The organism is Stieleria varia (assembly GCF_038443385.1).
Classification (GTDB): domain Bacteria; phylum Planctomycetota; class Planctomycetia; order Pirellulales; family Pirellulaceae; genus Stieleria; species Stieleria varia.
The window spans coordinates 2,237,782-2,262,055 of sequence record NZ_CP151726.1; the positions used below are offsets into that span (position 1 = coordinate 2,237,782).

17 protein-coding genes are annotated in these 24,274 nt (G+C 56.5%); 10 read left to right on the forward strand and 7 right to left on the reverse strand.

Annotated features, from left to right (window positions below; translation table 11 throughout):
* Positions 1 to 399 precede the first annotated feature (399 nt).
* From msrA to Pla52nx_RS07730, 4 genes are all read left to right on the forward strand, one after another.
* Positions 400 to 1,041, forward strand: coding sequence for a peptide-methionine (S)-S-oxide reductase MsrA (msrA, locus tag Pla52nx_RS07715; RefSeq protein WP_146522464.1), 642 nt, complete (start codon positions 400 to 402; stop codon positions 1,039 to 1,041).
* Complete coding sequence (locus Pla52nx_RS07720; protein WP_146522465.1) at positions 1,038 to 1,970, forward strand: SGNH/GDSL hydrolase family protein; 933 nt, start codon at positions 1,038 to 1,040, stop codon at positions 1,968 to 1,970. Before msrA ends, Pla52nx_RS07720 begins: the two co-directional genes overlap by 4 nt.
* A 226-nt stretch (positions 1,971 to 2,196) precedes the next feature.
* On the forward strand, positions 2,197 to 2,604 hold the full coding sequence (locus Pla52nx_RS07725; RefSeq protein ID WP_146522466.1) for a hypothetical protein: 408 nt from the start codon (positions 2,197 to 2,199) through the stop codon (positions 2,602 to 2,604).
* Between the two features lie 146 nt (positions 2,605 to 2,750).
* Entirely contained in the window at positions 2,751 to 3,416 is a 666-nt protein-coding gene (locus Pla52nx_RS07730) for a 3-keto-disaccharide hydrolase (protein ID WP_146522467.1), read from the forward strand.
* Between the two features lie 467 nt (positions 3,417 to 3,883).
* Here the strand turns inward: Pla52nx_RS07730 and map are convergent, their stop codons facing one another.
* A complete protein-coding gene (map, locus tag Pla52nx_RS07735; protein WP_146522468.1) occupies positions 3,884 to 4,690 on the reverse strand; it encodes a type I methionyl aminopeptidase in 807 nt (268 codons plus the stop codon).
* A gap of 485 nt (positions 4,691 to 5,175) precedes the next feature.
* On the opposite strand from map, the gene Pla52nx_RS07740 reads away from it, so the two are divergent.
* The 6 genes from Pla52nx_RS07740 to Pla52nx_RS07765 all read left to right on the forward strand — a co-directional run bounded on the left by Pla52nx_RS07740 (position 5,176) and on the right by Pla52nx_RS07765 (position 17,561).
* Positions 5,176 to 8,250 (forward strand): secretin N-terminal domain-containing protein, encoded by a 3,075-nt coding sequence (locus Pla52nx_RS07740; protein WP_197454956.1) that lies wholly within the window; start codon positions 5,176 to 5,178, stop codon positions 8,248 to 8,250.
* A gap of 153 nt (positions 8,251 to 8,403) precedes the next feature.
* On the forward strand, positions 8,404 to 10,098 hold the full coding sequence (locus Pla52nx_RS07745) for a GspE/PulE family protein (protein ID WP_146522470.1): 1,695 nt from the start codon (positions 8,404 to 8,406) through the stop codon (positions 10,096 to 10,098).
* A gap of 2 nt (positions 10,099 to 10,100) precedes the next feature.
* Positions 10,101 to 11,312 (forward strand): type II secretion system F family protein, encoded by a 1,212-nt coding sequence (locus Pla52nx_RS07750; protein WP_146522471.1) that lies wholly within the window; start codon positions 10,101 to 10,103, stop codon positions 11,310 to 11,312.
* 592 nt (positions 11,313 to 11,904) lie between these two features.
* Complete coding sequence (locus Pla52nx_RS07755) at positions 11,905 to 14,061, forward strand: DUF5722 domain-containing protein (protein ID WP_197454957.1); 2,157 nt, start codon at positions 11,905 to 11,907, stop codon at positions 14,059 to 14,061.
* A 504-nt stretch (positions 14,062 to 14,565) separates the two neighbouring features.
* On the forward strand, positions 14,566 to 16,002 hold the full coding sequence (locus Pla52nx_RS07760) for a hypothetical protein (RefSeq protein ID WP_146522473.1): 1,437 nt from the start codon (positions 14,566 to 14,568) through the stop codon (positions 16,000 to 16,002).
* Between the two features lie 152 nt (positions 16,003 to 16,154).
* Entirely contained in the window at positions 16,155 to 17,561 is a 1,407-nt protein-coding gene (locus tag Pla52nx_RS07765; protein ID WP_231742408.1) for a hypothetical protein, read from the forward strand.
* 174 nt (positions 17,562 to 17,735) lie between these two features.
* On the opposite strand, the gene Pla52nx_RS07770 is transcribed toward Pla52nx_RS07765, so the two are convergent.
* From Pla52nx_RS07770 to Pla52nx_RS07795, 6 genes are all read right to left on the reverse strand, one after another.
* Positions 17,736 to 18,068 (reverse strand): DUF971 domain-containing protein, encoded by a 333-nt coding sequence (locus Pla52nx_RS07770; RefSeq protein ID WP_146522474.1) that lies wholly within the window; start codon positions 18,066 to 18,068, stop codon positions 17,736 to 17,738.
* A gap of 71 nt (positions 18,069 to 18,139) precedes the next feature.
* Positions 18,140 to 18,946, reverse strand: coding sequence for a WecB/TagA/CpsF family glycosyltransferase (locus Pla52nx_RS07775; RefSeq protein ID WP_146522475.1), 807 nt, complete (start codon positions 18,944 to 18,946; stop codon positions 18,140 to 18,142).
* A 10-nt stretch (positions 18,947 to 18,956) separates the two neighbouring features.
* Positions 18,957 to 19,952: a polysaccharide deacetylase family protein gene (locus tag Pla52nx_RS07780; protein ID WP_146522476.1), complete on the reverse strand. Its 996-nt coding sequence runs from the start codon at positions 19,950 to 19,952 to the stop codon at positions 18,957 to 18,959.
* Positions 19,949 to 21,202, reverse strand: coding sequence for a glycosyltransferase family 4 protein (locus tag Pla52nx_RS07785; protein ID WP_231742411.1), 1,254 nt, complete (start codon positions 21,200 to 21,202; stop codon positions 19,949 to 19,951). The genes Pla52nx_RS07780 and Pla52nx_RS07785 overlap by 4 nt, the downstream gene beginning before the upstream one ends.
* 17 nt (positions 21,203 to 21,219) lie before the next feature.
* Positions 21,220 to 22,350, reverse strand: coding sequence for a sugar transferase (locus tag Pla52nx_RS07790; protein WP_146522477.1), 1,131 nt, complete (start codon positions 22,348 to 22,350; stop codon positions 21,220 to 21,222).
* 141 nt (positions 22,351 to 22,491) lie between these two features.
* Positions 22,492 to 24,126 (reverse strand): GumC family protein, encoded by a 1,635-nt coding sequence (locus tag Pla52nx_RS07795; RefSeq protein WP_146522478.1) that lies wholly within the window; start codon positions 24,124 to 24,126, stop codon positions 22,492 to 22,494.
* Between the last annotated feature and the right edge of the window lie 148 nt (positions 24,127 to 24,274).

Sequence of the window (24,274 nt, forward strand, 5' to 3'; positions counted from 1 at the left end):
ACCGAGGTCGGCAACCACGCCGGCCTCGGTTTTTTTGTGCCCATGCTCAAGAGTCGGTACAATAAAAACTTGTCGTGCAGATGTTCAAGCATTGATTGACCAACGCACCCGTAATGGGATTCGCCAGAATCCCCCCCCCACACGATTTCTGGCGAAACCCACGCACCCCCGATCGATCATGCGTTCCCAGCCCGGATGATTCACGCGACTTACTATTAACCTCGGAACAAGTTTGCACGAAATGGTTTGTGTGGATTGGTGCGAAAGCAGTCTGCGCAAATCAGCCGCCACGCGATAGCGTCCGGTTCTCATGCCCGTAATCAGGAACCGGACGCTATCGCGTGGCGGCTGATAAACAGCTTGGACACCGGCGATTACGCACCTTCCGAAAGGCCGATGATGTTTATCAAGATAGCGATCAACCTGTTCACTTGCGGCGTCTTGATCTCGTGCACCGCATGCGCCCCTGCTCAGACTAGTAGCTCGACCAGCACCTCAACGGACAAGCCTGAAACCAAAGTGGCAACCTTTGCCGGAGGATGCTTTTGGTGCATGGAGCCCGCCTTTGACAAAATGCCCGGTGTGATCTCGACGACCTCGGGCTACACCGGCGGTCGCACAAAGAACCCGACTTATGAACAAGTCAAAACGGGACGGACGGGGCACATCGAATCGATGAAGATCCAGTACAACCCAGCCGAGGTCACCTACGAACAACTGCTGACTTTGTTCTGGCACAACATCGATCCCACGCAAGCCGACGGCCAGTTTTGCGACGAAGGCAACCAGTACCGCTCGATGATCTTTTATCACGACGATGAGCAAAAGAAACTCGCGTTGGCCAGCAAGTCCACCGTGGAGCAGGAGCTCGGGCAGCGAGTCCATACCGAGATCGAAAAGGCGGCGACCTTTTACGATGCGGAAGACTATCATCAAGACTATTACGTCAAGAATCCCACCAAGTACAAGTTCTACCGCTGGAAATGCGGTCGAGATCAACAACTGCAATCTGTTTGGAAAGACAAAGCCGGTAAGCCATGAAACATCACACCTTCTGTTCGGCACTGTTCTGCATCGCGATTGTCGCCGCTGCGTGGAGTGCAACGCCAAGTACCGCCGCTGAAAACCCGTTCGGCGAAAACGTCAAGACTGTGCTCTTCCTGGGTGACTCGAACACCTACTCTGGGCATTACATCACGGTGTTGGAAGCTCAACTGCGAGCGGAGGGATATGAAAACCTGCCGACCATCATCAACTTGGGTTTGTCCAGCGAGACCACCAGCGGTTTGACGGAACCGGGGCACCCCTTTCCCCGCCCCTGTGTCCACGAGCGATTGGATCGCGCGTTAAAAAAGATCCAGCCGGACTTGGTCATCGCGTGTTACGGAATCAACGACGGAGTTTATGCCCCGTTGAGTGAAGAACGCTTTGCCGCGTACCGCGATGGCATCAGTCGCTTGGTCGAAAAGGTCACTGCATCGGGGGCAACCTGTGTATTGTGCACGCCGTCGACATTTGATCCGTTGCCGATGAAAAAGAAGGGCAAGTTGATGGCGGCGGAAGCGGATGTGTTTTCGTGGCAGGGAATCTACGAAAAGTACGACGACGTGATGCAGCAGTACTCGGAGTGGCTCCAGCAGGAGTTTGGGAGCAAGCTCCGCGTCGTCGATGTCCACGCCGCTTTGACCGCCTATGTCGATTCTAAACGCAAAACGGATCCCGATTTTGCCATGTCGGGCGACGGTGTTCACTACAACCAGGAAGGCCACGAGGTGGTTGCTCATGCGATTTTGGACGCGTTTTCGATCCCGCACGAAACCACGCCGGACGCGGAGCTGACCCAAAACGTTGGGAAGCGTCAACGTCTGCTGCGAGACGCGTGGCTCAGTGAGGTCGGGCACCTGCGGCCCGGTGTCAAGCCTGGATTGCCGATTGCCGAAGCGATCGAGATGGCGTCGAAACTGCCGTGAGAATGCGTTTTTTCGTGATAATGCGATAAAAATGGCCCCACCGGGGGTCAGCCGATTTGACTTTTCAGCCTCCGTTAGGCTTAATTGTCTGTAAGAGCGGACAACGCTCTGCCCGTCCCACCTTTCCCTGGCACCAAGATCCGGAGAACGTTTTCTCCCAGCGACGTGGTTTGCCCAGGGCGTGCTGTTTTCCAATGAGCACGTCAACAACAATCGGAGACTTTGAATGAAACGGTTTGCAATCTTGCTCGGATGTGTTTGCTTTTTCGTTTCCCCCGCGATGGCGATCAGCGAGTTCGGCAAGCAGTGGAAGAACGATTATCTCAGCGGTGATGATGTCAGTGACGAGTTCAAGAGTGCCGGCCGCAAGGCAGGATGCTACGTCTGCCACGTCAAAGATCACCCCAAGAAGAAAGAAGCACGCAACGAGTACGGACAAGCTCTGCACAAGTACCTCAAGAAGGAAGACTTCACCAAGGAATACATGAAGGAGCATCCCGAAGAGGCCAAGGCAAAGATGGTCGAGGCGTTCAAGAAGGTCAACGCAGAGCACAAGAGCAAGGACGGCACGCTGTTCGGTGAAAAGATCAAAGCAGGAAAGCTGCCGGCAGTCGACATGGAATACAAAGAGTAATCCAGTCTCGGCATCCGCCGCCTTTTGACACATTCGCGCTCGTCGAATTCATTGATTCGCCGAGCGTTTTTTTTTGATGGCGATCTCATTGGGACGCCACTGACTGACAAGTCAAACCATTCCTCCCACAACCTGAGTCCCTGTAAATGAATCTTTCACGTCGTTTGATGACACTCTCCTGTGCCGCGCTGGTTCTTTCCGCCGGTTTCGCACATGCCGATCAGCCCAAAGCGGATGCCGACGCCAAGACGGAAACCGGTTTCGTCAGCCTCTTTGACGGCAAGACACTTGATGGCTGGAAAAAAGCCGAGGAAAACCAAGATGCTTGGCACGTCGAAGACGGCAAGCTGATGTGTGACGGTGAACGTTGTCACCTGTTCTATGTCGGCGACCTCGCGCCGTTTACCGATTTTCATTTCAAAGCAGAAGTGATGACGACACCGGGCAGCAACGCTGGCATCTACTTCCACACGAAATACCAACCAGAAGGCTGGCCCAAGTACGGTTATGAGTGCCAAGTCAATGTGTCGCACGGTGACCCGAAAAAGACCAGCAGCCTGTACGGCGTCGAAAACATCGCTGACCCAGGCGTGAAGGACAACGAATGGTACACGCAAGAAATCATCGTCACCGGCAAACGCATTCAGTTGATCGTCAATGGAAAGACGTTGGTGGATTTCACCGAAGAAGACAATCGCCAACCGTTTGACAGCAGCTTTGAGCGACGACTTGGCAAAGGCACCTTTGCCTTGCAAGCTCACGACCCCAAGAGCAAGGTCTACTTTCGCAACCTGCGAGTGAAACCTCTGTAAGGAGTATGTAGTACGTCAGGCTTTCTAGCCTGACATTTGACTCCCGTGCCTTGCCTTGGGCTGTTCAAGAACTGACGCTGCGGCGCTCCGCAAGTTTCACTCACCTCTCCCGGCGCAGCTGGGGGAGGTCGGATCGAGCGAAGCAAGATCCGGGAGGGGGCCTGCACTGGGCAAACCGTGTTCAAATGCCCAACCGACGCGTATCGCCCCCTCCCTCGCATTCGCCTAAACGGCTCTGCTCGACCTCCCCCAAGTTCCGTGGGGGAGGTGACAGCGGACAAGAAACGGCTCATGAAATAACGCCGAAACATCAAGTCAACGCCAAATTTTGAACAGCCCAGGCGTGCCTCGGTTTGGAGCAACAACTGTAAGCTACCGTTTTCTGTCGCCTCTCCCCGCGAAGCCCGTCGGCCCCGGGGCGGTATGTCAGCCTGGAACGGCTGACATGCGAAAGGCTGACGTACGCGTCAGGGGTTGGTGAAGATGTGGCCTTTTTGAGGGCCGTCTTTGGTCAGCGTCAGGATCTCGGGGCCTTCTTCGGTCATCAGAATCGAATGTTCAAACTGAGCCGATGGCCGGTTGTCTTTTGTTCGCACCGTCCAACCGTCCGCTTTGTCGCAACGCGTATAGCGTGATCCGGCGTTGATCATGGGTTCGACGGTGAAGCACATTCCGGGATAGAGCCGATCGATCCTGCTTTGTCGGTTAGGAAAGTGGGGGATCGATGGGTCCAAATGGAACTGTTTGCCCAGCCCGTGGCCGACGTACTCGCGGACCACGCTGAAGCCGCGATCCTGTGCTTCGGGCACAATCGTTTCCCCGATCACAGCCACGCGGCAGCCGGGAGACAACGCGTCGATGGCCAAATACATGCAGTCAAACGCACACTGGGTGACCGCCAAACGCTCTTCGGAAACGGAGCCGATCAGGAACGTTTCGCTCTGGTCACCGTGCCAGCCGTCCACCACGGTGGTGATGTCCACGTTCACGATGTCACCATCCTGCAACACATAATCCCCGGGGATTCCGTGGCAGATGACTTCGTTGACACTCGTGCAGCAACTACGAGGATAATTCTGATATCCCAGTGTGGCCGGTTTGTGACCGTTATCGATCGTCCACTGATGGACCATTTCATCGATCGCCCGCGTGGTGATGCCTGCTTTGACATGCGGACGCAAGTAGTCCATCAACATGCCGTTGACGCGTCCGGCACGCCGCATTGATTCGCGTTGAGCGTCCGTGAGAATGAGTTTTCGTTGCTTTTGCAGCATCTTGGGCAAATGAGTGAGCAAGAGAAGTGACTGATAAAAGGAAAAGTGCCGGAAATGCGGGTTCTCGCGGCCAGTGGAAACCCCGAATGGATCGCAAAATTCGCCATGTGTGCCGCCAGCTCGTCCGTGCACTTCAGGCCCTGCCCAAATATCATGAGCCTCGAAATCTTAGCAGCAAGGATCTGCCCGCCCAAGTATCTGATAATGGGATTCTTTGACCGTTTTTTGGGACGAGAAACTGGGGTTGGCAGCCAAGGAAGGCGTCGGGTCGGGCGAATCGAGTTGGAACACCCTGGAAAACGGCATTCCTCAGCAGAACTTGGGTGGAATGCAGGGGTTAGAACGCATAGCAAACGGCTATTCTGACCACAATGCGGTCTCGCTGCTGTCCGCCAAAGCATCCTTTTTGCTGGCAACTAGGATGGAGCGGTTCGGTTTCGAACCCGCGCCGATCACATCGACTTATCTCAAGCAATTCACCGAAGATGCCCAACCACATTCGACTCTTTTCCGCTGCCCTGCTGGTCTCGCTTTGTTGCGGTCCGGTTGTTTGGTCTCAGGATACAGCATCGGAGCCCACTGCCAGCGAATCGGCCAGTGGGGCTACCGGCGAGTCCACAGACGGCGACCAACCTGCGGATTCGGCCAGTGAATCGGCCAGTGATTCGGCCGCCCCCCAAGACGCATCTTCCCCACTGCCCGCCACCAATCCTCCCGCCGATACCAACCCTTCCGCCGACACGCCGGCCGAATTCCCCAACCCCAATGACGTGACGCCCCAAGAGGCTGCCCGAATTTTGCTTGAGCAGATGGACCGCCCAGACGAGTTTGCCTCGCAAAGACCTTCCGGCCTTCGCCTGAATTTCACGGGTGCGAGTTGGAAAGAAGTTTTGCAGTGGTTGGCCGAGGAAGCAGACTTGTCGTTGCAGGTTGATCAATATCCTCCCGGCAGCGTGAACTTCGTCGATACCGCCGACACCTACAGCGTCGCCGAAACGTTGGACTTGCTCAATCGCCTCTTGTTGGATCGTGGCCACGCATTGGTCCGACGCGGCCGCATGCTGTTCTTGATCGACTTGGAGGTCGAGAATGCAGCCAAGCTGATCAGCGAAATGGCCGAGTTGGTCACGCTGGAAGAATTGGACAACCGTGCCCACAGCGATATCGTCAGCGCGGTGTTTTCACTCGGCAGCATGACGCCGGAACAAGCACGTCAACAACTGCCCGAGATGGTGGGGCCTTGGGGACGCGTGATTGTGTTGGAAAGCGCACGTCAGGCCAAAGTCACCGAAACGGTCGGCAAGTTGCTCGCGATCCGAACGATGATCGCAGCCTCCAATCAAGAAGTCTTTGAGCTCGTCCTCAAGAATCGCGATGCGAATGAGATCTTGGAAGTCGCGCGTCCGCTGCTGGGTCTGGAGGCCGGCGAAAATGCGAGCGACGACATTCGCATTGCCGTCGGACTTTACGGAGACCGCATTTACGCGATTGGTTTGCCGGCAAAGATTTCGATCCTGCAAGGATTGGTTGAGAAAGCTGACCAGCCTTTGAAAACCGATGGCGAGGCGGATGACGAAGCGCTCGCCAAGCCTTTCTTTAAGTCTCATCCGGTTCGCACGGCAGACATCACGACGGTGTTCGAAATCTTGCAAACGTTGCTGCAAGATGAACCCACCGCACGCATCGCGATCGAACCCGTTACGAGTTCCATTGTGGCGTTCGGTCGCCCATCGACCCATCAAACCATCACCGACATCATTGCGCAGCTGGAAGGCAATGGTAGCGGCGAACGTCTGGAGATCATTCAGCTCAAACGATTGGAACCCTCGCAAGCACTGTTGACGATCAACAAGTACTTTGGCATCACCGAAGAAGAAGGTGGACCGGAAGGACCAACGGTCGACGGCGATCCTGCCACCGGCAAGCTGTGGGTTCGTGGAACCGAAGACGAAATCAAACAAGTCCAAGAGTTGATCGAAAAACTCGACGGAGACACCGAACTGGCATTGCTGGGCGGTCGCGTCCGTATGCTGCCCTACTCGGGACGCGAAGCCGAACAGGCGCTGCAGCAACTGCAAATGATTTGGGAACGATCGGGCAACAACAATCGCATCCGCGTGGTCACCCCTTCGGGACGTGAGGTCCCAGGCGGCAGCGGAATCCCAGAGCGTCGAATTTTTCGCGAAGGTGAGTCGAATTCCGGGCCCACACGGGAACAACAAAACGATACGGAAGAACAACAAAGCAGTGACCCGAACGATCAAGTCAAGCGATCGGGAAAACGTGGTTCCGATGCCGGTCGCTTTTATTACTTGACGCAGGCACCTGCAAATTCGGAAGCCGAGACTGCTGATTCAGACGAACAGGCATCGGGCAAGGGCGCCGATATCGTGATCCAATTCACGCCCAACGGCATGCTGATCGCATCGGATGACACCGAAGCGCTCAATCAAATGGAAACACTGCTGGGCATGTTGGCGACTTCCTCCGGAGCGGCCAGCGATGTCCCCACGGTCTATTGGCTCAAATACATCAAAGCGGATGCGACCGCTGAGTTTCTTGCCGAAGTCATGGGAGGTGCCGATTCCTCCATCTCGTCAGTGACCGATTCCTTGATGGGCGGCATGGGCGGTGGAATGCTCGGTGGCTTGATGGGAGGAATGATGGGCGGCGGAGGCGGCGGTAGCACTTCGTCGGCGAAATCCATTTTGACCAGCACCGGTTCGGTCAACATTGTTCCCGAAATGCGTCTCAACGCGTTGTTCGTTCAAGGCGGTCCGACTGACTTGCAGTTCATCGACATGATCTTGGAAAAGATCGATCGGATCGAAAGCCCCGAAGACATTGAGTTGGTCAACAAACCCCAAGTCATTCCCGTGCTATATCAAGACGCAGCGGAAGTCGCCAAGGTGGTCAAAGAGGTCTATCAAGACCGTATCGAAGGACAAGAACAGGGCGGCGGTCGTGGGGGTGGTGGCGGCGGTCAGCCATCGCCTCAAGATTTCATCGCAGCCCTACGCGGCGGCGGTGGCGGTGGTCGCGGTGGACGGGGCGAAGCCGCCAAGAGTGAACCGGCCAAGATCAGCATTTCCGTCGATACCCTGGGCAACTCACTCATCGTTCGCGCACCCCCGCAAGATTTTGCTGAAATCCAGTTGCTGGTTCGTGCGCTGGACGACACGGGCAAAGAAAACGAAGTGACCACCTCCGTCATCACGATCCCCGGTGGCGTCAGCGGCGATGCCATGATCCAAGCTCTCTCCGCAGTCATGGGCCAAAACCAAAAGAAAACGGACTCAAACACAGCCAACAGCACGTCTGGTGCGACTCCGACGCCCGGCGCCGGTGGTGCTCCTGATGCTGCTGCGATGGACGCGATTCGCCAACGGATGCGAGAGCGGTTCGGTGGCGGAGGCGGTGACTCGGGTGGCCGGCCCTCGTTCGGTGGCGGAAGTCCCTTTGGTGGCGGCAGCCCGTTCGGTGGTGGACGTCCCGGTGGCGGGGGCGGCGCTCCTGGTGGTGGTGGCAGGCCTGGCGGCGGAGGACGAGGAGGTCGTTGATCTCCTGGAAATCACAACAGACCGTCCAACCACGACATTTTGTATGACGACCGACGACCTATTTCATGTCAAAATGAACTTCGTCGTTCTGTCGCCCAGCTTTCGCTGCCAAAGCAAACCCAGCCAGATCCCATCTCTCGGAATTCCCCACCCATGATCATGCACGCCGGAGAAATCCTGAAACGTCGCGGACTGTTGACCGACGACCAACTGGAAAAAAGCCGTAGCGGTGACTCGACCAGCGTGGTTCAGTCAGCGATCGACAACGGTTTCGTTCAGGAACGCGAGGCGCTGCAGGCTTTGGCCGAAGAAGTCGGGCTGGAGTACATCGATCTACGCGACATCGAGATCGACCTGACTGTCTTGAAGGGGTTTCCGCAGAAACTGATCTATCGGCAGTCTCTGTTTCCCATCCGCTGGCAAGACGAGTCGATCGTCGTTGCCACGTCGGACCCCTTGGATTTGTATCCGCTGGACGAAGCCAGCGCGGCAACTGGCCGCAACATCATTCCCGTCGTCGCCGAACGCGCCGAAATTGCCCGGTTGGTCAAACGGCACTTGGGTGTCGGTAGCGAGACCGTCGAAGGCTTGATGGCGGCGAAGGTAGATGACGACGGCGTTGAACTGCTCGAACAGATCGAGTCCGATGGCAGCGAACTGAGCGAGATGGCGCAAGAAGCCTCCGTGGTTCGGCTGGTCAACGAAATCCTGCTCGAAGCGATCGAAACGCGAGCCAGTGACATTCACATCGAAACACAATCCGACGGGTTGGTGATTCGCTATCGAATCGACGGCATTTTGCATCCACAACCGGCGCCGCCGGAGATCAATCGCTTTCAAGCCGCGATCATCAGCCGCTTGAAGATCATGGCACGATTGAACATCGCCGAAAAACGACTGCCCCAGGACGGGCGGATCAAACTGCGAGTCCACGGACGCGAAGTCGACATTCGTCTCAGTGTGATCCCCATGATCCACGGCGAAGGTTTGGTGATGCGGGTCTTGGACAAATCTGCCATGGTCTTTGACTTGTCAAAACTCGGCATGTCAGCGGAGATCTATGAGCGATTCAGCGAGCTGATCGAGCTGCCGCACGGGATCGTGTTGGTCACCGGCCCGACCGGTAGCGGTAAAACGACGACGTTGTACAGCAGCTTGCTGCAGATCCGCAGTCCCGAGACAAAGATCATCACCACGGAAGATCCCGTCGAGTATCAGCTCGATGGCATCAATCAAATCCAGGTCCACGCGAAGATCGGATTTACTTTCGCTGCATCGCTGCGGAGCATCCTGCGGCATGACCCCGACATCGTGCTCGTCGGCGAAATTCGCGACTTGGAAACCGCCGAGAACGCGATCCAAGCGTCGCTGACGGGGCACTTGGTGTTCAGCACCCTGCACACCAACGACGCATCGAGTGCATTCACTCGGTTGGGTGACATGGGCGTCGAACCTTTCCTCGTTGCCGGTACGGTCGAAGGCGTCATGGCACAACGACTGGTCCGTCGGCTTTGCAAGTCATGCAAAGAATCTTACCAGCCGACCAAAGATGAACTACCGAAGGATTTTCCTTGGGACCGCGCCGACAACGCAACGTTCTTTCGACCCGTGGGATGCCGCGAATGCCGCGGATTCGGTTATCAAGGTCGATTGGGTATCTATGAGCTGTTGACGGCCAACGAACGTATTCGTGAACTGGCCCAAAATCGGGCGAGCAGTTGGGACATCCGCAAAGCAGCAATCGAAACAGGAATGCGGACACTGCGAATGGACGCATGGGACAAGACCATCGCCGGACACAGCAGTGTGGACGAAGTCTTGCGAGTGACGAAGGGTGAGACGCTGTAACGATGCCTACCTTTGCCTACACCGCCCGCGACATGTCGGGCAAACAGGTCTCCGGGACACTCGAAGCACAGAGTGAACGCGAAGCAGCTTCGCTGTTGTCTGAACGCTCGCTGTTCCCGATCAAAGTCAGCGATCACGTCAACACCGGTACTCGTTCACTCTTTGGCAACCGAAAGAAAGTCAAAGGGCAAACGATGGCTGTGTTTTACAACCAGCTCGCATCGTTGCTCCGCAGCGGCGTGCCGATGATCCGATCGCTGACCGTGTTGAGCGAACAATCAGCCGATCCCGTTTTGGCGGAGGTCGTGCGTGAAGTCCGCGCCAAAGTAGAAGACGGCGAACCGATGGGCCAAGCGATGGCTCGTTTCCCGGGTGTGTTCAGCGAAATGGGGATCAACATGGTCCGCGCAGGCTCCGAAGGCGGTTTCCTGGAGGACGCTCTGGATCGCGTGGGCAACTTTACCGAACTGCAAGAGGACCTCAAGGGACGCACGATCAGCGCTCTGGCATATCCCGTGTTCCTGTTCTCAATCGGATCGCTCGTCATCACCGGATTGCTGGTTTTCATCGTTCCCAAATTCGATTCCATGTTCGACCGACTCCGGGACAAAGGCGAGATGCCCGCGTTGACCGAAGCACTGCTGACCGTCAGCGGTTGGCTCGGTTCTTACGGTTGGATTTTGGTGCCGGTGATGTTGGGATTGTTTTTCTTGGTGCGAATGCAGCTCAGTACCGAAGAGGGCAAGACATGGTTTGACGGGGCGAAACTAAAGATCCCGGTACTCGGCGGCATTCTGATGAATTTGGCCGTCGCCCGATTTTGTCGCGTGTTGGGAACGCTGTTGGGCAACGGTGTCCCGATCCTCAAGTCGTTGGAAATCAGTCGCACCGCCGCCGGCAATCGCTTGTTGAGCCAATCGATCTCCAATGCGACCGAGAACATCCGCGGCGGCGATGCACTTGCCAGCCCGTTGCGAACCTCGGGATTGTTTCCAGGACCTGTCGTGGAAATGATCAGTGTGGGCGAAGAAAGCAACTCGTTGGAACGCGTCTTGCCAGAAATCGCCGACTCGTTGGAGAAACAGACATTCCGTCGGTTGGATTTGTTCGTGCGTCTGCTGGAACCGATCATGCTGCTGATCATGGCCATCCTCGTGTTGGCCGTCGTCTTGGCACTGCTGATCCCGGTTCTCAAGAGCAGCTCATCCATCTAAGCAAGTGCCTTGGGCGTATGGTGACGTTCGTTTGCGACTTGGAATGTCGGCCGACCATTGTCGCTCGACTTTCCAAGTCGATAGCGTGTCCTGGCATCCGTTTCGCCAATTCCAAACGCTCAATTGCCCAGACGGCCCCCTCCCTCGCATTCGCCTGGACGGCTCTGCTCGACCTCCCCCAAGTTCCTTGGTGGAGGTGTCCAGGGAGTAGGAATAGCTCTAAAAAGGACACTTCTCGCTGATCGTCACCACTGGTTCCCAGGCTCCTGCCTGGGAACCCAATGATTAGCAGGCTCCTGCCTGCCGATCTGCTGACAATTTCCAGGCCACGCTGACTTTCGCGAGGCAGAGACTCCATGGCAGTGCGTTCCCAGGCGTGAGCCTGGGAACGAGCGTTCTGCGGGGTGGCGATCAGCGAGAAATGTCCTAAAAAGCCTTGATGCATCGAGTACATTTCAAGGATTGAACTGCTCACTTTCCAACTGGGATCATTCATCAGCTGCGATCGATGACGCGGAGGGCTCGTTCAAAGAGATGTTTCGCAGCTCCACACCCGACACAAAGGAATACCCTCATTTTGCGTTCAACTAACTTGCCACATCACACTGCGATTGCAAGAGTCGTCATCGCCATCATGTTCGTGATCGCGGTGCTTGCCCAGTCGACAGTCAACTGGCATCACGCGTCTGGCGCAGAATCTCCTCTCGCTCTCCGCCCCGTCGGATCACTTCAACTCGTCGCTAGTAATCATCTGACAGTGACGGTCACTGACGACGTGATCACGCTGGTGACAACGGGATCGGACCCCTATTTGATCATGCAAATGATTCCGCGGGTCGATGGTGCCGAAGATCAGATTCTGGCCTGCGATTACTTTTGCCCGACGGGGATCAGCGCAATTGAATTTCGCATCGGTCCTCCGTTCCCGCACACGTCGGCTGCCTTGCCCGCGTTCTCGCCGGCGGAAGGATGGACAACATGGTCCGCGAACATCGGACGTTTGGCACCGACTGCCTGGGATGGAAGCAAAACCAAACAGTGGCGAGTCGATTTCGGCAGTGAACCAGAGGTCCAGATTCAGCTCCGCAACGTCCATGTTCGCGCGCTAACGCCACAAGAAATCGAGTCGAGGGATCGGTACGACGCACTGAAAAAAGCAAAGCAGGATGACGCGGCCAATCTGCTGGACTATGTGCAGCGAATGATGCCCGCAAGGATCTCCAGAGTGATTCGTGTTGGTGATAACATCCAGGTGCAGGGTCAAGTCGACGAGCAGGAGCTACGCAACGATACCGTTGCTGTCGTTGTCAGGTCACCGGAACAATTGGCAAGCCGCGCGATTTCAAAAGTCGAGTTGGCGACGGCCAAACGCATCACGCCCGATGACAACGGTAACTTCGCCATCGACGTGCCGGTCGACGGATGGCCTGGCAGCGAATCGGCGTGTGCAAGGTTTCAACTGGTGCGATTAAGCGGTGACACGGCTGATCGAGCAGTTTCACACTGTCGCTACATCGAGGCCACTGCTTTGAACTCGTCAAACGACTTGCCCGAGCCGCCGCCATTGCGGTCCGCCAAGGGACTGACATGCATCACATCCCGATTCAATGCGGACCAACTACGTGATCTGGGGATTCGCCACTGCAGTGTCAACGTGTTGCTGGGCGGATTGGTCGATGACCAGCCTCGTCCGGGATACCAGCGTGTTGAACTGCCGTCGGGTAAGTGGTACGCGAATGTGAGGAGACTGTCCGGACTGGATCACGATGTCAGGATGGCCAACGAGGCCGGTGCGGTGGTCGCTGCGATCCTCTTGATTCGTAATCGTTCCAAGGGCGACGAGTCGACGCTCGCACACCACGAGGCCGATCCGGCGGGCACCTATGCGATGCCGGATCTGACCACCGACGAATCAATTCGCCGCTACAGAGCCACCTTGGAATTGCTGGCCGATCGATACGCGCGAGCAGACAACACGTACGGCAGGATCGATCATTGGATTGTGCACAACGAAGTGGACTACGGATGGCAGTGGACCAATATGGGCCAACAACCGATGCCGCTGTTCATGGACCACTACATCAGCAGCTTGCGATTGGTCGACCATTGCATGCGACGAGTCAATCCTCATGCCCGCGCGTTCATTTCACTGACCCATCGTTGGAACGTCCCAGACAACCAGCCGTGGAAAACGTACGCGCCACGCGAGATGCTGCATCATTTAATCGACCGGTGTCGCGTTGAAGGAGACTTTCCGTGGGGAATCGCCTATCACCCGTATCCAGAGAGTCTGTGGAAATCCGACACATGGAACGATCGCCAAGTCAGCGATACTTTGGACACACCATTGATCACGATCCGCAACCTGCCGGTGTTGGAGACGTTCATGCAATCGGATTTGGCAAGAACCTCTGACGGCAAGGTGCGGCCGGTGTTGTTGAGCGAACAAGGGTTTCACGCGCCGATGGACGATCCCGAGGCGTTGCAGCGTCAATCGGCTGCGTTGCTGTACACATGGCAGCAGATGCGGAAATGCCCCTCTATTTTGGCATTCGACTATCACCGGCCCAGCGACCATCCAAACGAAGGTGGCTTGATGCTGGGGCTGCGTGGTTTGCCGACACCAACGAATCCCTTGGGCGAACCAAAACCTGCCTGGAGTGTGTATCGCGACATCGCAACACCGCGCGAGTCGGACCTGATGCGGCAATACAAGCCTTTTTGGTCCAACGCGAATATGGACCGCTAGCCTCGACTGCTCAAAGTTTGCTGTTGACACGTCTTGTTGAAGCCACTGCTTTATTCCCTGTGCCACCTCCCCCAAGGAACTTGGGGGAGGTCGAGCAGAGCCGTTTAGGCGAATGCGAGGGAGGGGGTATGGGTGAAGCAGTAGGTTCACCAACGCGGTTTGCGGCGCGTAGGCCCCCTCCCGGATCTTGCTTCGCTCGATCCGACCTCCCCCGGCTGCGCCGGTGGAGGTGACAGAAAACTTGCGCAAACCCTTAATGACACAACACCAAACTTTGAGCAGTCCACCTTTAGTGCATCGTCCAGTCTTAGAACGTGGGTTCGGTAGATGAGCCGTTTTGGCGTTAGCCACGGTTTTCGTGACACAACCGTGGCTAACGCCAAAACGGCTAACCCCAAAATCAAGACCGGACGATGCACTAGCCTGGATAATTCATCGGCCGAAACGATTGACGTTACAATGGCCTCTTCATCCCGACCATTGCCCCTCCTGGAGACCTGACCGATGGCAGGTGGCTCAAACAATCGCTCCCGCAATTTACTGCCCTACCAGGGGCTGCCCGAATTGGCCGGACTCTGCTCCATGGACCGAGCGATCGATGCTTCCTGGAGTCTTGATGAAAGCGTTCAACGATTGAAACGGCTTCACTACGTGCTCAAGCGAATGCATGAGATCCTCACGTCGCGGATCACGGCGGAGCCCATCTACGAACTCAAAACGGCGATGAGTTATCACGCTTACTTGTTCGCCGAGCAAGTGACGCTGGTCCGCAAACGTGTCGCCGAGATGCGAGAGCCACCGCTGGAACTGGACAAGATTCCTCATCCGGCATTGGAGCTGCTGATGGATGAACTCCAGTCCGCTCCTGACACCGCTCACTTTCTGATGGGGGCGTACCAAGATGTTTTGCCAGCGATCATCGGTTGCTGTATCCGATTGAAACACGATGCGCACCCGCTTGCCGATGCACCTACGGTTCGTGTTGCGAAACTGATTGAATTCGAGTTGCAGGATCTGCTGGAGTTTGGCAACCACGCCGTTTATTGTCTTGTCAACGAACCTGAGGTGGAACATGCCCAGCCTTGGCTGGGGCATTTGCGAAAATGCTTGGCTGCGTCAGGTCACATTGATGGCACGGAGCCGGAGAGTGATGAGGTCCCGCCACGTTTTTTTAGCAAACCAGTCGCTCAGTACGATCCCGAGCCGAAACGTGATCATCGGTTCCAGGATCGCTACAACGCGGGCGTGAATCCCGAATCGTTTCTTTATGATGAACGCTTCTCGGCTCGCGACAAAACCCTGATGATGTACTACAAGCGGATTCGGGAACTGGATGTGCCTGAGATGATGGCCAGCATCCTGGTCGAACTTCGTGACGATGAGCCGTGGGAGTTCCACATGGAAATGTCGCGTCAGCTGTGGGACGAAGCCCGGCATGCGATGATGGGGCAAGTCGGTTTTGTATCGCACGATATCGATTGGACACAAATTCCGATCAATTTCACGTGGTCCAAGAATCTCAATGAGCAACTCAATGCCCGCGAGCGTCACGGCGTTTTGTTCTTCATCGAACAAAACCTGATGCCCAAGAACGGCAAACGCTATGAATGGGAAGTTGCCACGCAAAGCGGTGACCCGCTGTCGAAACTCTTTCAGGATTTTGACTGGGCCGACGAAGTCCTGCATGCTCAGATCGGCAGACGATGGTATGTGCCCCAATTCGGCAACTTAAGCGAAGCTCTCGCCTACGGTGACAAGTGCTGGTCGCAAGTGCTGAGTCACTGGCAGAGCTATCGTGACAAAGGACTGACCGATCACCGCAATTGGTGGCCCGACCTTTATCGTCAAGCTTGTCTCAAATGGGGTGTCCAGCCCGATCCCGAAGCCCTCGCCTTTCACGACACCTACGAAGAAAAACGAGCTGACCTGGAGTCCATCTGAGTACGTCAGGCTTTCCAGCCTGACATACCCCATGCAAGTGTCAGGCTAGAAAGCCTGACGTACGCGATGCAAGTGTCAGGCTAGAAAGCCTGACGTACGCGATGCAAGTGTCAGGCTAGAAAGCCTGACGTACCCTCACGAAAGTCACTCCCATGTCTGATCAATCTATCGGTCGTCGAAAGCTGCTGAAACTGTCCGGCATCTCCTTGGCAGGCGGGATGATGACCGTCTCCTCGATGCCCCGAGTCGTCGCGCAAGATCCTGTATCGTCTCCGATTGACGTGCGTGTCTTGAATGCTCGCGACCGTGTCCCGATGTCCTTCATCATCGATGACTCGACATGCCTGGTGAACATGGGACACTTTTGCATGCCGCAGTTTGCCGAAGCGTGGCCGACGCGGCCGATTTATCAGCAACCCTGGCAAGAGTGGCCGCGTGAGATCCCCGACGCTTTTGTGCGAGAGTTTGGCGAGTGGTGCGCCGAGCAAGGAGTGCGGGGCAAGTACAGTATTGTCCCCTATCCGGCCTGCGTCGGTTGGATGGACCGAGGATTGCCGGGTTGGTCCAAACAAGCGTTGCAGGACAGCTTGTCGCTCGTGCGAGACTTGATGATGCCCCACTGGGACATTCATCCAGAAATGATCACGCACACACGCGTGATTGATTTGAAGACGGGTCGACCGATGGAATCCGCTGACGCGTCGACGATGGAAAACAGTTATCCGCAAACGGATATCAGCACGGACCATCTGGCCGAGTATCTGGCGTACGCTTTACAAATTTTGAAAAACTGCGGCCTTACCTGCGAAGGGATCACGACTCCCGGAGGATTTGGCAATCGCGTCAAAGACAAATTGCCCATCGCGGTGCATCAAGCGGTGCGTGATGTGTTCTCCACTGAATTGCCTCACTATTTCAAATACGTCCATGCAGGTGATCAAAGCACCGATCCGAAATTGGAGTTCATCGGCAGCCAGCGGACCATCGACAACCTCACCGTGAATGTGCCCGCCGGGACCGGCGACTGGTTTGGCGGATGGGAAGGCACGCAGGCGGTGGCCGGCGACAAGTACTGTAATGCAGACGCAACCGCAGGACGGATGGTGGAGATGATCCAGCGTGGACAGCCCGCCGTGATGCTGTGTCACTGGCCTGGACTCTATTGCAACGGAGCGAAAACAGGTTTCACCGCATTTCAAAAGGTCGTGCTGGCGTTGGCGGAGCGATACGGTGACCGCACGCAATGGATGAAGCTCAGTGAGATTGCACGCTACGCCGCGGCCAAGGAATTTGTCACGTTCTCAGGACCGACCGGCATCACGGGACCAGGGGATTCGATTCTGGCAATCAAGTCGCCGATTCGCTGCGACGGATTCACTTTTGAAATCGCGACGCGAGCGAAGTCGACGACGCTCAGCATCACTCAAGCCGGTCAGATGCGAAATCTGAAGGAAGTCGCATCGAGGAAGGACTTGATACACGACTCCTTTACACGTGAAGCCGACAATACGGTGGTGTGTGTGAACATTGCCAAAGGCGACGCAATGCTGGTGCTGTGAATTTTCTCCATTGAAGGTCAATTTGAGATCGCAGCATTAGTGCCAAAATCGCGAGTCCAGCTTTGCTACCAGCACGACGCGCAAGCGAGTGATTCACGGAGTTTTATTCACTCGCTTGCGCTTCGTGCTGGTATTTGCGTTGTTTCCAATCAACGCCAATTCACGATCGCAGCACTAGACTTGCTCGTAGAGCATCCCCAGTTGGAACAGCCCCGAGGAATGGCCGTCGCTGAAGGCGATGTTGTAGGCATACGTGCCCACGGGACGCATGGCGGTGATCGTCAGCGGCAGGGTTTCCTGCATCGTCAGAACGGGCAATCCGATTGACTTGGCGGCTGGCTCACTTGCATCGGTGCCGGTTTCCTTGCTGCGTTTCTTTTCACGACAGGTCGCGCAGGGGCAGCGTTTGCGCAGCTCGGCAGCGGTCCAACGCGTGGTCTTGTCGTCGGTCCAGTGGATAATGATTGCAGACGGGCCGTCTCGTTGAATCGACTGTGGGGTCGGCATGGCGTGGTTGGGGCGTGTGAACCTGGTTTGCAGAGACGTTCACTTGAACGTGGGTTGCAGAGCCGTTCACTCTACCCGAACTGGATTTCTTCGGAAGGCTCCACGCCGCCTTCGGTGCTGCCAGGCTTGAGTCCCAGTTTCTGCAACAACAACCGAGTCACGAAGGCCGGGTTGGTGGTCAAATAGCGTTTCCACAGACGGCCGGGTTCTTTGGTCAGTCGGTAAAACCATTCCAATCCCCGCTTTTGCATCCACGCCGGAGCTTGATCGAGCATTCCGGCGTGAAACGCAAATGCGGCTCCCACGGCGATCAGTGGCATCTGGATCCGACTCCGCATCTCGTAGGCGAACACTTCTTGGCGTGGGCAACCCAAGCCGACGAAGCAGATCCCCGCGCCGCTGGCGTTGATTTCCTCGGCCAATGAGTCTCGTTCTTCATCGGTCAAGGTTCGGAACTTGGACGCGCGTTTGCCGGCAATCCTTAGACCGTCAAATTTTTCACACAACCGCATCGCAAATTGATCGAGCATCTCATCGGTCGCGCCAAAGAGAAACACCGGGACGTCCTGTTGGGCTGCGGCGCGACAAAGTTCCAGCGTCAAATTGGGGCCGTAGACACGATCCGTCAGTCCACATCCGTGCAGCCAGTTGAGCGCCCATCGGACAGGTTGACCGTCGGGACAGACGAGATCGAATCGGTTCAAGCGATACTGATGAGCCGGGTCGCTGACGCCTGTCATCACTCCGTGAACAGCCAATGCGGTAACGGCCATCGACTGATGTGCGTTACCCGCTGCGATGATTTTCGCCACTGCGGCTTCGTAATCGATCGCGCTGACGCCGATCCCTAGTACGTTGTGTTTGCCCAAATCGATCATGGTTTCATGGTCAGGTGGTGAGAGCGGCGTGCATAGGTGAGGTGACCGTTGTCAATTGGCTTCGTTTGATCGAGTTCGGGTCCAGTGCGGCGACTTGATCGATCATGCAGTGGACGTCGAATCGCTGAGCAAGTTGACCGAGCGCCCATTTGACGAGCGAGATTTTCTTGTCTCGCGGCATCTTCATTCCGGGGAAGTACGCCATGTCGGCGTCGTCTTCGCGGCCGAGAAAATCCGGCGGGTGCAGCAGGATCGACGGCGATGTCCCCGTCAACGTGCACAGTCGCAATGCGGTACGAAAGTACGATTTGGCCGTGGCCGTCGAGAAACCGGCCAGGAATGTAAAGTAGCTGAAGTGGATCGGCGTGCGTGTCAACGGCATGACCGTCACCGGCAGTTCCCAAAGGGCAGCGTTATCAATCTCACGACGATAGGGTCGATTGGGATTTCGCATCGCGGCAAATCCGCCATAGAGTTTCTTGGCACGCTCGCGTTGCTCGCCTTGCAGTTTGGTTCGCATCAAAAAAACGGCGCGGGCGATGGGGGCCATCGACGTGGGAAAGATCGACGCGTCGTAAACGTAGTCCAGCCTGCTCAGCACCCGCAGGACTTCGTCGGGACAACTGAACCCGGGACCACGAAACCCGACGCAACGTTGCCCCGTGACTTGCTCGATCGCATCGTGCGTCTGGGCGACTTCGTCATGGATCTCGTCGTCATCCATCGTGTGCATCCACGGCAGATGATTGAGTGAATGATTGGCGTATTCGCAAATGGGCAACCGTCGCAGCGACAGAATCGCGTCGCAATCGGCGTCACTTTGCAAATCGCGTCCGACGATAAAAGCGGTCAAGGGCAAGTTCTTTTCGCCCAGGACATCGACGATGCGATCCGCTGCGAGCTGCAAGTAGCTCGACGCGTCTTGCCAGTCTTCCCGCCCGGCGGCTCTCAAGTAAGCCCATTTGTTGTCGAAGTCCAGCGACAAGCTCGCGATCGGCTTGCTCATTGCCCGGACTCCGATTTCACGCCGGCAACCGCAGTTTCGCTGTCCACGCGAGCGGGCCACAATTCTCGAATGGCTTGTACCGCACCGGATGCCGCCCAAGCCGGCGTGCGTTCCTCGACACTGTCGCGGCATTCGTGACGCATCTCGGTGAGCCGGTCGGCGGAGACGCCAAAGTAGGCGTTGAGGCTTCGGGCGAGCGAGCTTTCGTCGGCTGGGTCGTATTGCCAGCCGTTGATTCCATCGCGAATCAGAGTGGTGACCGCTTGAGCGTATATGCTGCCGATCACCGGAGTGCCTGCCTGCAGCGATTCATTGACCACCAGCAGCCATTCGTCGGCCAAGGTCGGTGCGATCACCGCACCACAGCTGCGCAATTCTGTGGAAAGTTCTTTGGCAGGCACGTTGCCCAACAAGGTCAGGGTCAAATTGGTCGGCAGCGAAAGTGACTGCAGCTGGTCTCGTAACGGTCCGTCACCGGCAAGTCGCATTTCGATGGATTGCTCTGGATGATCGATGCAGTAGCGTTGCAACTGCGTCATCATGGGCAGGACGCCTTTGCGTTCACTGAGTTGACCGACACAAAGCAGTCGATGGCGGGTCTGTCCGTCTACACGTTCGACCGGTCCCATGTGCAGCGTGCGATCGTCCGCGGCGTAGGGAAAGTGATATAAGGCATTGTCGGGAACGCCGAGTTGTTGCAAATAGCTTTGGCAGGAGGGACCGTTGTAGGTCAACGCGTCGGCGCGGCGGACCAGTCGTTTACGAAGGGTTTGGCGAAGCCAGCCGCGGTGCCGCTCGGTGTGCTCGCTCATGTAGGTGCACAAGATGCTCTTGGTGCCTGGGTTTCGGCGACAGTAGTGTGTCGCGCCCAGCGAACGCGCACCCAATTCCAACGACATCACCACGTCGGGACGCAATTGCCGTAGTCGACGCTGAGTATCGTAGGGGATGTGAACATAGAGTTCGTCATTAAACTTCGTTCCCTTGCTGTCACGATGCTTCCACCGTCGACGAACCGTCCAAGTATTTTGCACGGTGACGTCCAGCCCACCCCAGTCCGGAGTGAAGTCCCGATTGGGTTCGATCGGGGTACTCAGCAAGACGTGGAAATCACGAACGCAGGCAGCGATTTCTTGCAACACACGGACTTGATAGAGCGGGATGTAGTGCGTCAAGAATACGACTCGCGCATCGACAATCCCATCGTCAAGCGACGCGGCAGCGAATGTCGATGGGTCACGCAATAACACGTTCTTTGCAGCTCAAGTCAGTCACCTCCGCGTCCAGTCATCGGCACCAGGACGGTACTGAAGATAAGACGGAGGTCTTGCCAGAAATTGTTTCGATCGACGTATTGTAAATCCATCCGCATCCAGTCATCAAACGTTTCGGCTTTCGCCTTGTTGATTTGCCAATGACAGGTCATGCCAGGACGGACATCCAATCGACGACGATGCCATCGGTTGCAGGCGCGGCTTTCGTGCCACGGCAGCGGTCGGGGACCGACCAACGACATATCGCCTCTGAGCACATTGATCAGTTGAGGCAATTCGTCAATGCACGAAGCGCGTAAAAAATGGCCGACTCGCGTCACTCGGGGGTCATTTTTGATTTTGAACGCAGGACCGTCACGATGGCTCTCCGCACGCAAAGCCGCTTGTTTGGCCTCGGCGTCGACCACCATCGATCGAAACTTGTAGATGGTGAACGGTTTCCCGCCGCGACCTTCTCGGGTTTGGCGAAAGAAGATGGGGCCGGGACTGGTCGCTTTGACCGCGATCATCGCCGTGATCAAGACTGGACTGGCCGCAATCAAGCCGGCGCCGGCTCCCACGATGTCGACGACACGTTTGGCAAGTCCCTGCGAGAGTGACCGCGAGACCATCGGCTTTTCCGCCGTGACCTCGACCTCAGCGTGATCTACCCGCAACCACTGTGCGACGCCATCATCGCCCACGCGTCGACGTCCACCGGACCCACCGCTGTGGTCGTCCGAATCGGATCGAAATCCATCCGGATCATGGACCCGCAACGATAGCTGCACTGCAAGGTTGGCCGCATCGCACAGTTGTGACATGCGGTCCAGCACCGAGCGCCCGCCCATCTCAGGCGTGTCGACCAACAGCACCGCAAACTCATGTTTGCCCAAGTCCGCTTTTTGATCGGTGATCCGCAAATGTCGGTGCAGGATTCGGATCAACGCGTTGCGTCCTTTGCGGCGGCGGCTGGCACCGAGCAATCGGATCGTCACGATACAGAATGGAAACGAACGCCGCGTGGCGCGAATTCTCTCTCGCGAAACTTCGCGGTTGAATTCCGTCAGCGTCAACAACAGCGAATCACCGTCGTTGCCGACGGGCCAGACGCCGCTCAATGGTCTCAACAATGCTCCTAGCATTGGGGAATCACCTTAAAAGGACGGTCGCCGCGAATCCAAACGTGCTGCGAACGATCCGTCTCATCATGTGGGCGAAGACTCCGTGTCTTCGCGTTGTAAATCAAGTTGTCACGTCAAAAAAGCTAAATGCCCACGAATCGTTCAGCGAGGAATGACCCCGCCGCCCGATGAGACCAAGACATCGTCTTGGTCATTGGAGTTTGTCATCTGCTCTCGGGAGCTGCCCGATCGCTCAGACTGTTTAGGTACAGACGAATCATCACCGTCAGTACGGTATGTCTTTATTCGTTGATTGCCGTCCGATCGCGGATCAACCGGATTGTCCCGTACGATCGCTTGGAACAGGCCCAGTGCCAATCCAAGGCATACGCCGACTCCCGCAAGCATCGCTCGCGGTGGACCGACTTTCTTTAGGTTCAGCGACGCGTTCTGGATCACCGTCACGTCAGACATGCTCTGCTTGTCCAGCTCGCGAATGATCCGCGCCTCCTCGAGGCTCTTGGAGTGGTCCAAGAAATTTTGTTGTCCGATGTCCGCTTGCCATTTCAAATTGGCCAGAACGATCGAATCGCTGTTCAGACGCTGCAGGTCTTTCTTCGCACGTGCTAGGCTCTCTTGCAGGGCATCACGACGGCTGGCCAAACCGGCTGCTTTCGCGGTCGCCAACAGGTACTCGCTCTCCAGCGACTGATACACGGGATTGATCGCTTCGGTCGTCTGCGTGCGTTCGTCGGATTGGTCCCCGACGATCTGCTGACTGCGAGTCATCTTCCCTTGCATCATCTGGTAGCGAGGATGATTCGGTTTCAGCTTCGCCAGCTCTTCGCTTTCGGTGACCTGTTCGCTGAACAATCGCGTTCGCATGTCATCGGCCGCCGCGCTGGCAATGCCGCTGGTGATTTCCATCGGCACCCAAGGTTTCAAGCTGGCCAGTTGCTTGCTCAGTCCATCGGCCCGGCTCTGGGCTTCGGCATAGCCACTCTCGGCTTCGTTCAACGCGATTTCGATGGCCACCAGACGCTCTCGAACCGTCGACTCGGCGGATTCGACACTCATCCAGCCTTTCTCGCTGCGTGTCTTTTGCAGTTCTTCGTTGGCGGCAATCGCTATTTTGCGACTCTGCTCGACCTGCTCCTCAAAAAACTCAAGCGACCCGTTGGACTGGTGTGCTTCCACATGATACTGACCGTACTCGTTCATCGCGGATTGAACGACACGCTGGATCAATAACGGGTCGGACCCCCGGCCACTGATCGCCACGGTATAGCCTTTCTTGGGCAACTCGACCTTCAACCACGCGGTGACCATTCGGATGGCTTCCTCGCGGGCGATCTGCACCTCGTATTCTTCCTGGGTCATCGTGTCCCCAGGAACGCCGCCGCTGGGGACCAGTTCACTGACCCAGATTTCTGCACGATCGACCCAGTTGCGGGGACGAACGATTTCATCAACGCCTATCGCGTCGACAACTCGTTCGGCGATTTCGCGACTGGCCATCATCTCGGCAACACTCATCACCTCCGATGACCGATTCTCCTGCATCGAGACGCCTTCGGTACTCTGTGTCGTCGGATCCACCGTCAACGCACCACGACCCAAACGGACATACATCATCCCGTCGCTGCCGTATCGATTAGGCCATGCGATCAAAAGGCCCACAACGATGGCCGTCACCAACAGCGTCGTGAAGCAGACGGAGGGCAGTCGACGAAGGACGCATCGGAAAAGATCCGCTGGCGTCACCTGGGCCCATGACTCTGGATTGGTATGTTGCACGACGAAGGCTCACGTCCCTAAGGAATTGGAATTTTCCAACTGTCGAGCAAAATTTTCGACAGGAAACGAGTTCGGGGGCATCACAATTCACGCGACCCGACACGCCGAACCAGATTAGCCAAGCAGTGTATTCGGTCCACCCGCCTGA

Excerpts from the sequence above, each read along its gene's own strand:
- msrA (WP_146522464.1), top strand. The coding sequence starts at position 400 with ATGTTTATCAAGATAGCGATCAACCTGTTCACTTGCGGCGTCTTGATC.
- Pla52nx_RS07720 (WP_146522465.1), top strand. The coding sequence starts at position 1,038 with ATGAAACATCACACCTTCTGTTCGGCACTGTTCTGCATCGCGATTGTC.
- Pla52nx_RS07725 (WP_146522466.1), top strand. The coding sequence starts at position 2,197 with ATGAAACGGTTTGCAATCTTGCTCGGATGTGTTTGCTTTTTCGTTTCC.
- Pla52nx_RS07730 (WP_146522467.1), top strand. The coding sequence starts at position 2,751 with ATGAATCTTTCACGTCGTTTGATGACACTCTCCTGTGCCGCGCTGGTT.
- map (WP_146522468.1), bottom strand. The coding sequence starts at position 4,690 with ATGCTGCAAAAGCAACGAAAACTCATTCTCACGGACGCTCAACGCGAA.
- Pla52nx_RS07740 (WP_197454956.1), top strand. The coding sequence starts at position 5,176 with ATGCCCAACCACATTCGACTCTTTTCCGCTGCCCTGCTGGTCTCGCTT.
- Pla52nx_RS07745 (WP_146522470.1), top strand. The coding sequence starts at position 8,404 with ATGATCATGCACGCCGGAGAAATCCTGAAACGTCGCGGACTGTTGACC.
- Pla52nx_RS07750 (WP_146522471.1), top strand. The coding sequence starts at position 10,101 with ATGCCTACCTTTGCCTACACCGCCCGCGACATGTCGGGCAAACAGGTC.
- Pla52nx_RS07760 (WP_146522473.1), top strand. The coding sequence starts at position 14,566 with ATGGCAGGTGGCTCAAACAATCGCTCCCGCAATTTACTGCCCTACCAG.
- Pla52nx_RS07765 (WP_231742408.1), top strand. The coding sequence starts at position 16,155 with ATGTCTGATCAATCTATCGGTCGTCGAAAGCTGCTGAAACTGTCCGGC.
- Pla52nx_RS07770 (WP_146522474.1), bottom strand. The coding sequence starts at position 18,068 with ATGCCGACCCCACAGTCGATTCAACGAGACGGCCCGTCTGCAATCATT.
- Pla52nx_RS07775 (WP_146522475.1), bottom strand. The coding sequence starts at position 18,946 with ATGATCGATTTGGGCAAACACAACGTACTAGGGATCGGCGTCAGCGCG.
- Pla52nx_RS07780 (WP_146522476.1), bottom strand. The coding sequence starts at position 19,952 with ATGAGCAAGCCGATCGCGAGCTTGTCGCTGGACTTCGACAACAAATGG.
- Pla52nx_RS07790 (WP_146522477.1), bottom strand. The coding sequence starts at position 22,350 with ATGCTAGGAGCATTGTTGAGACCATTGAGCGGCGTCTGGCCCGTCGGC.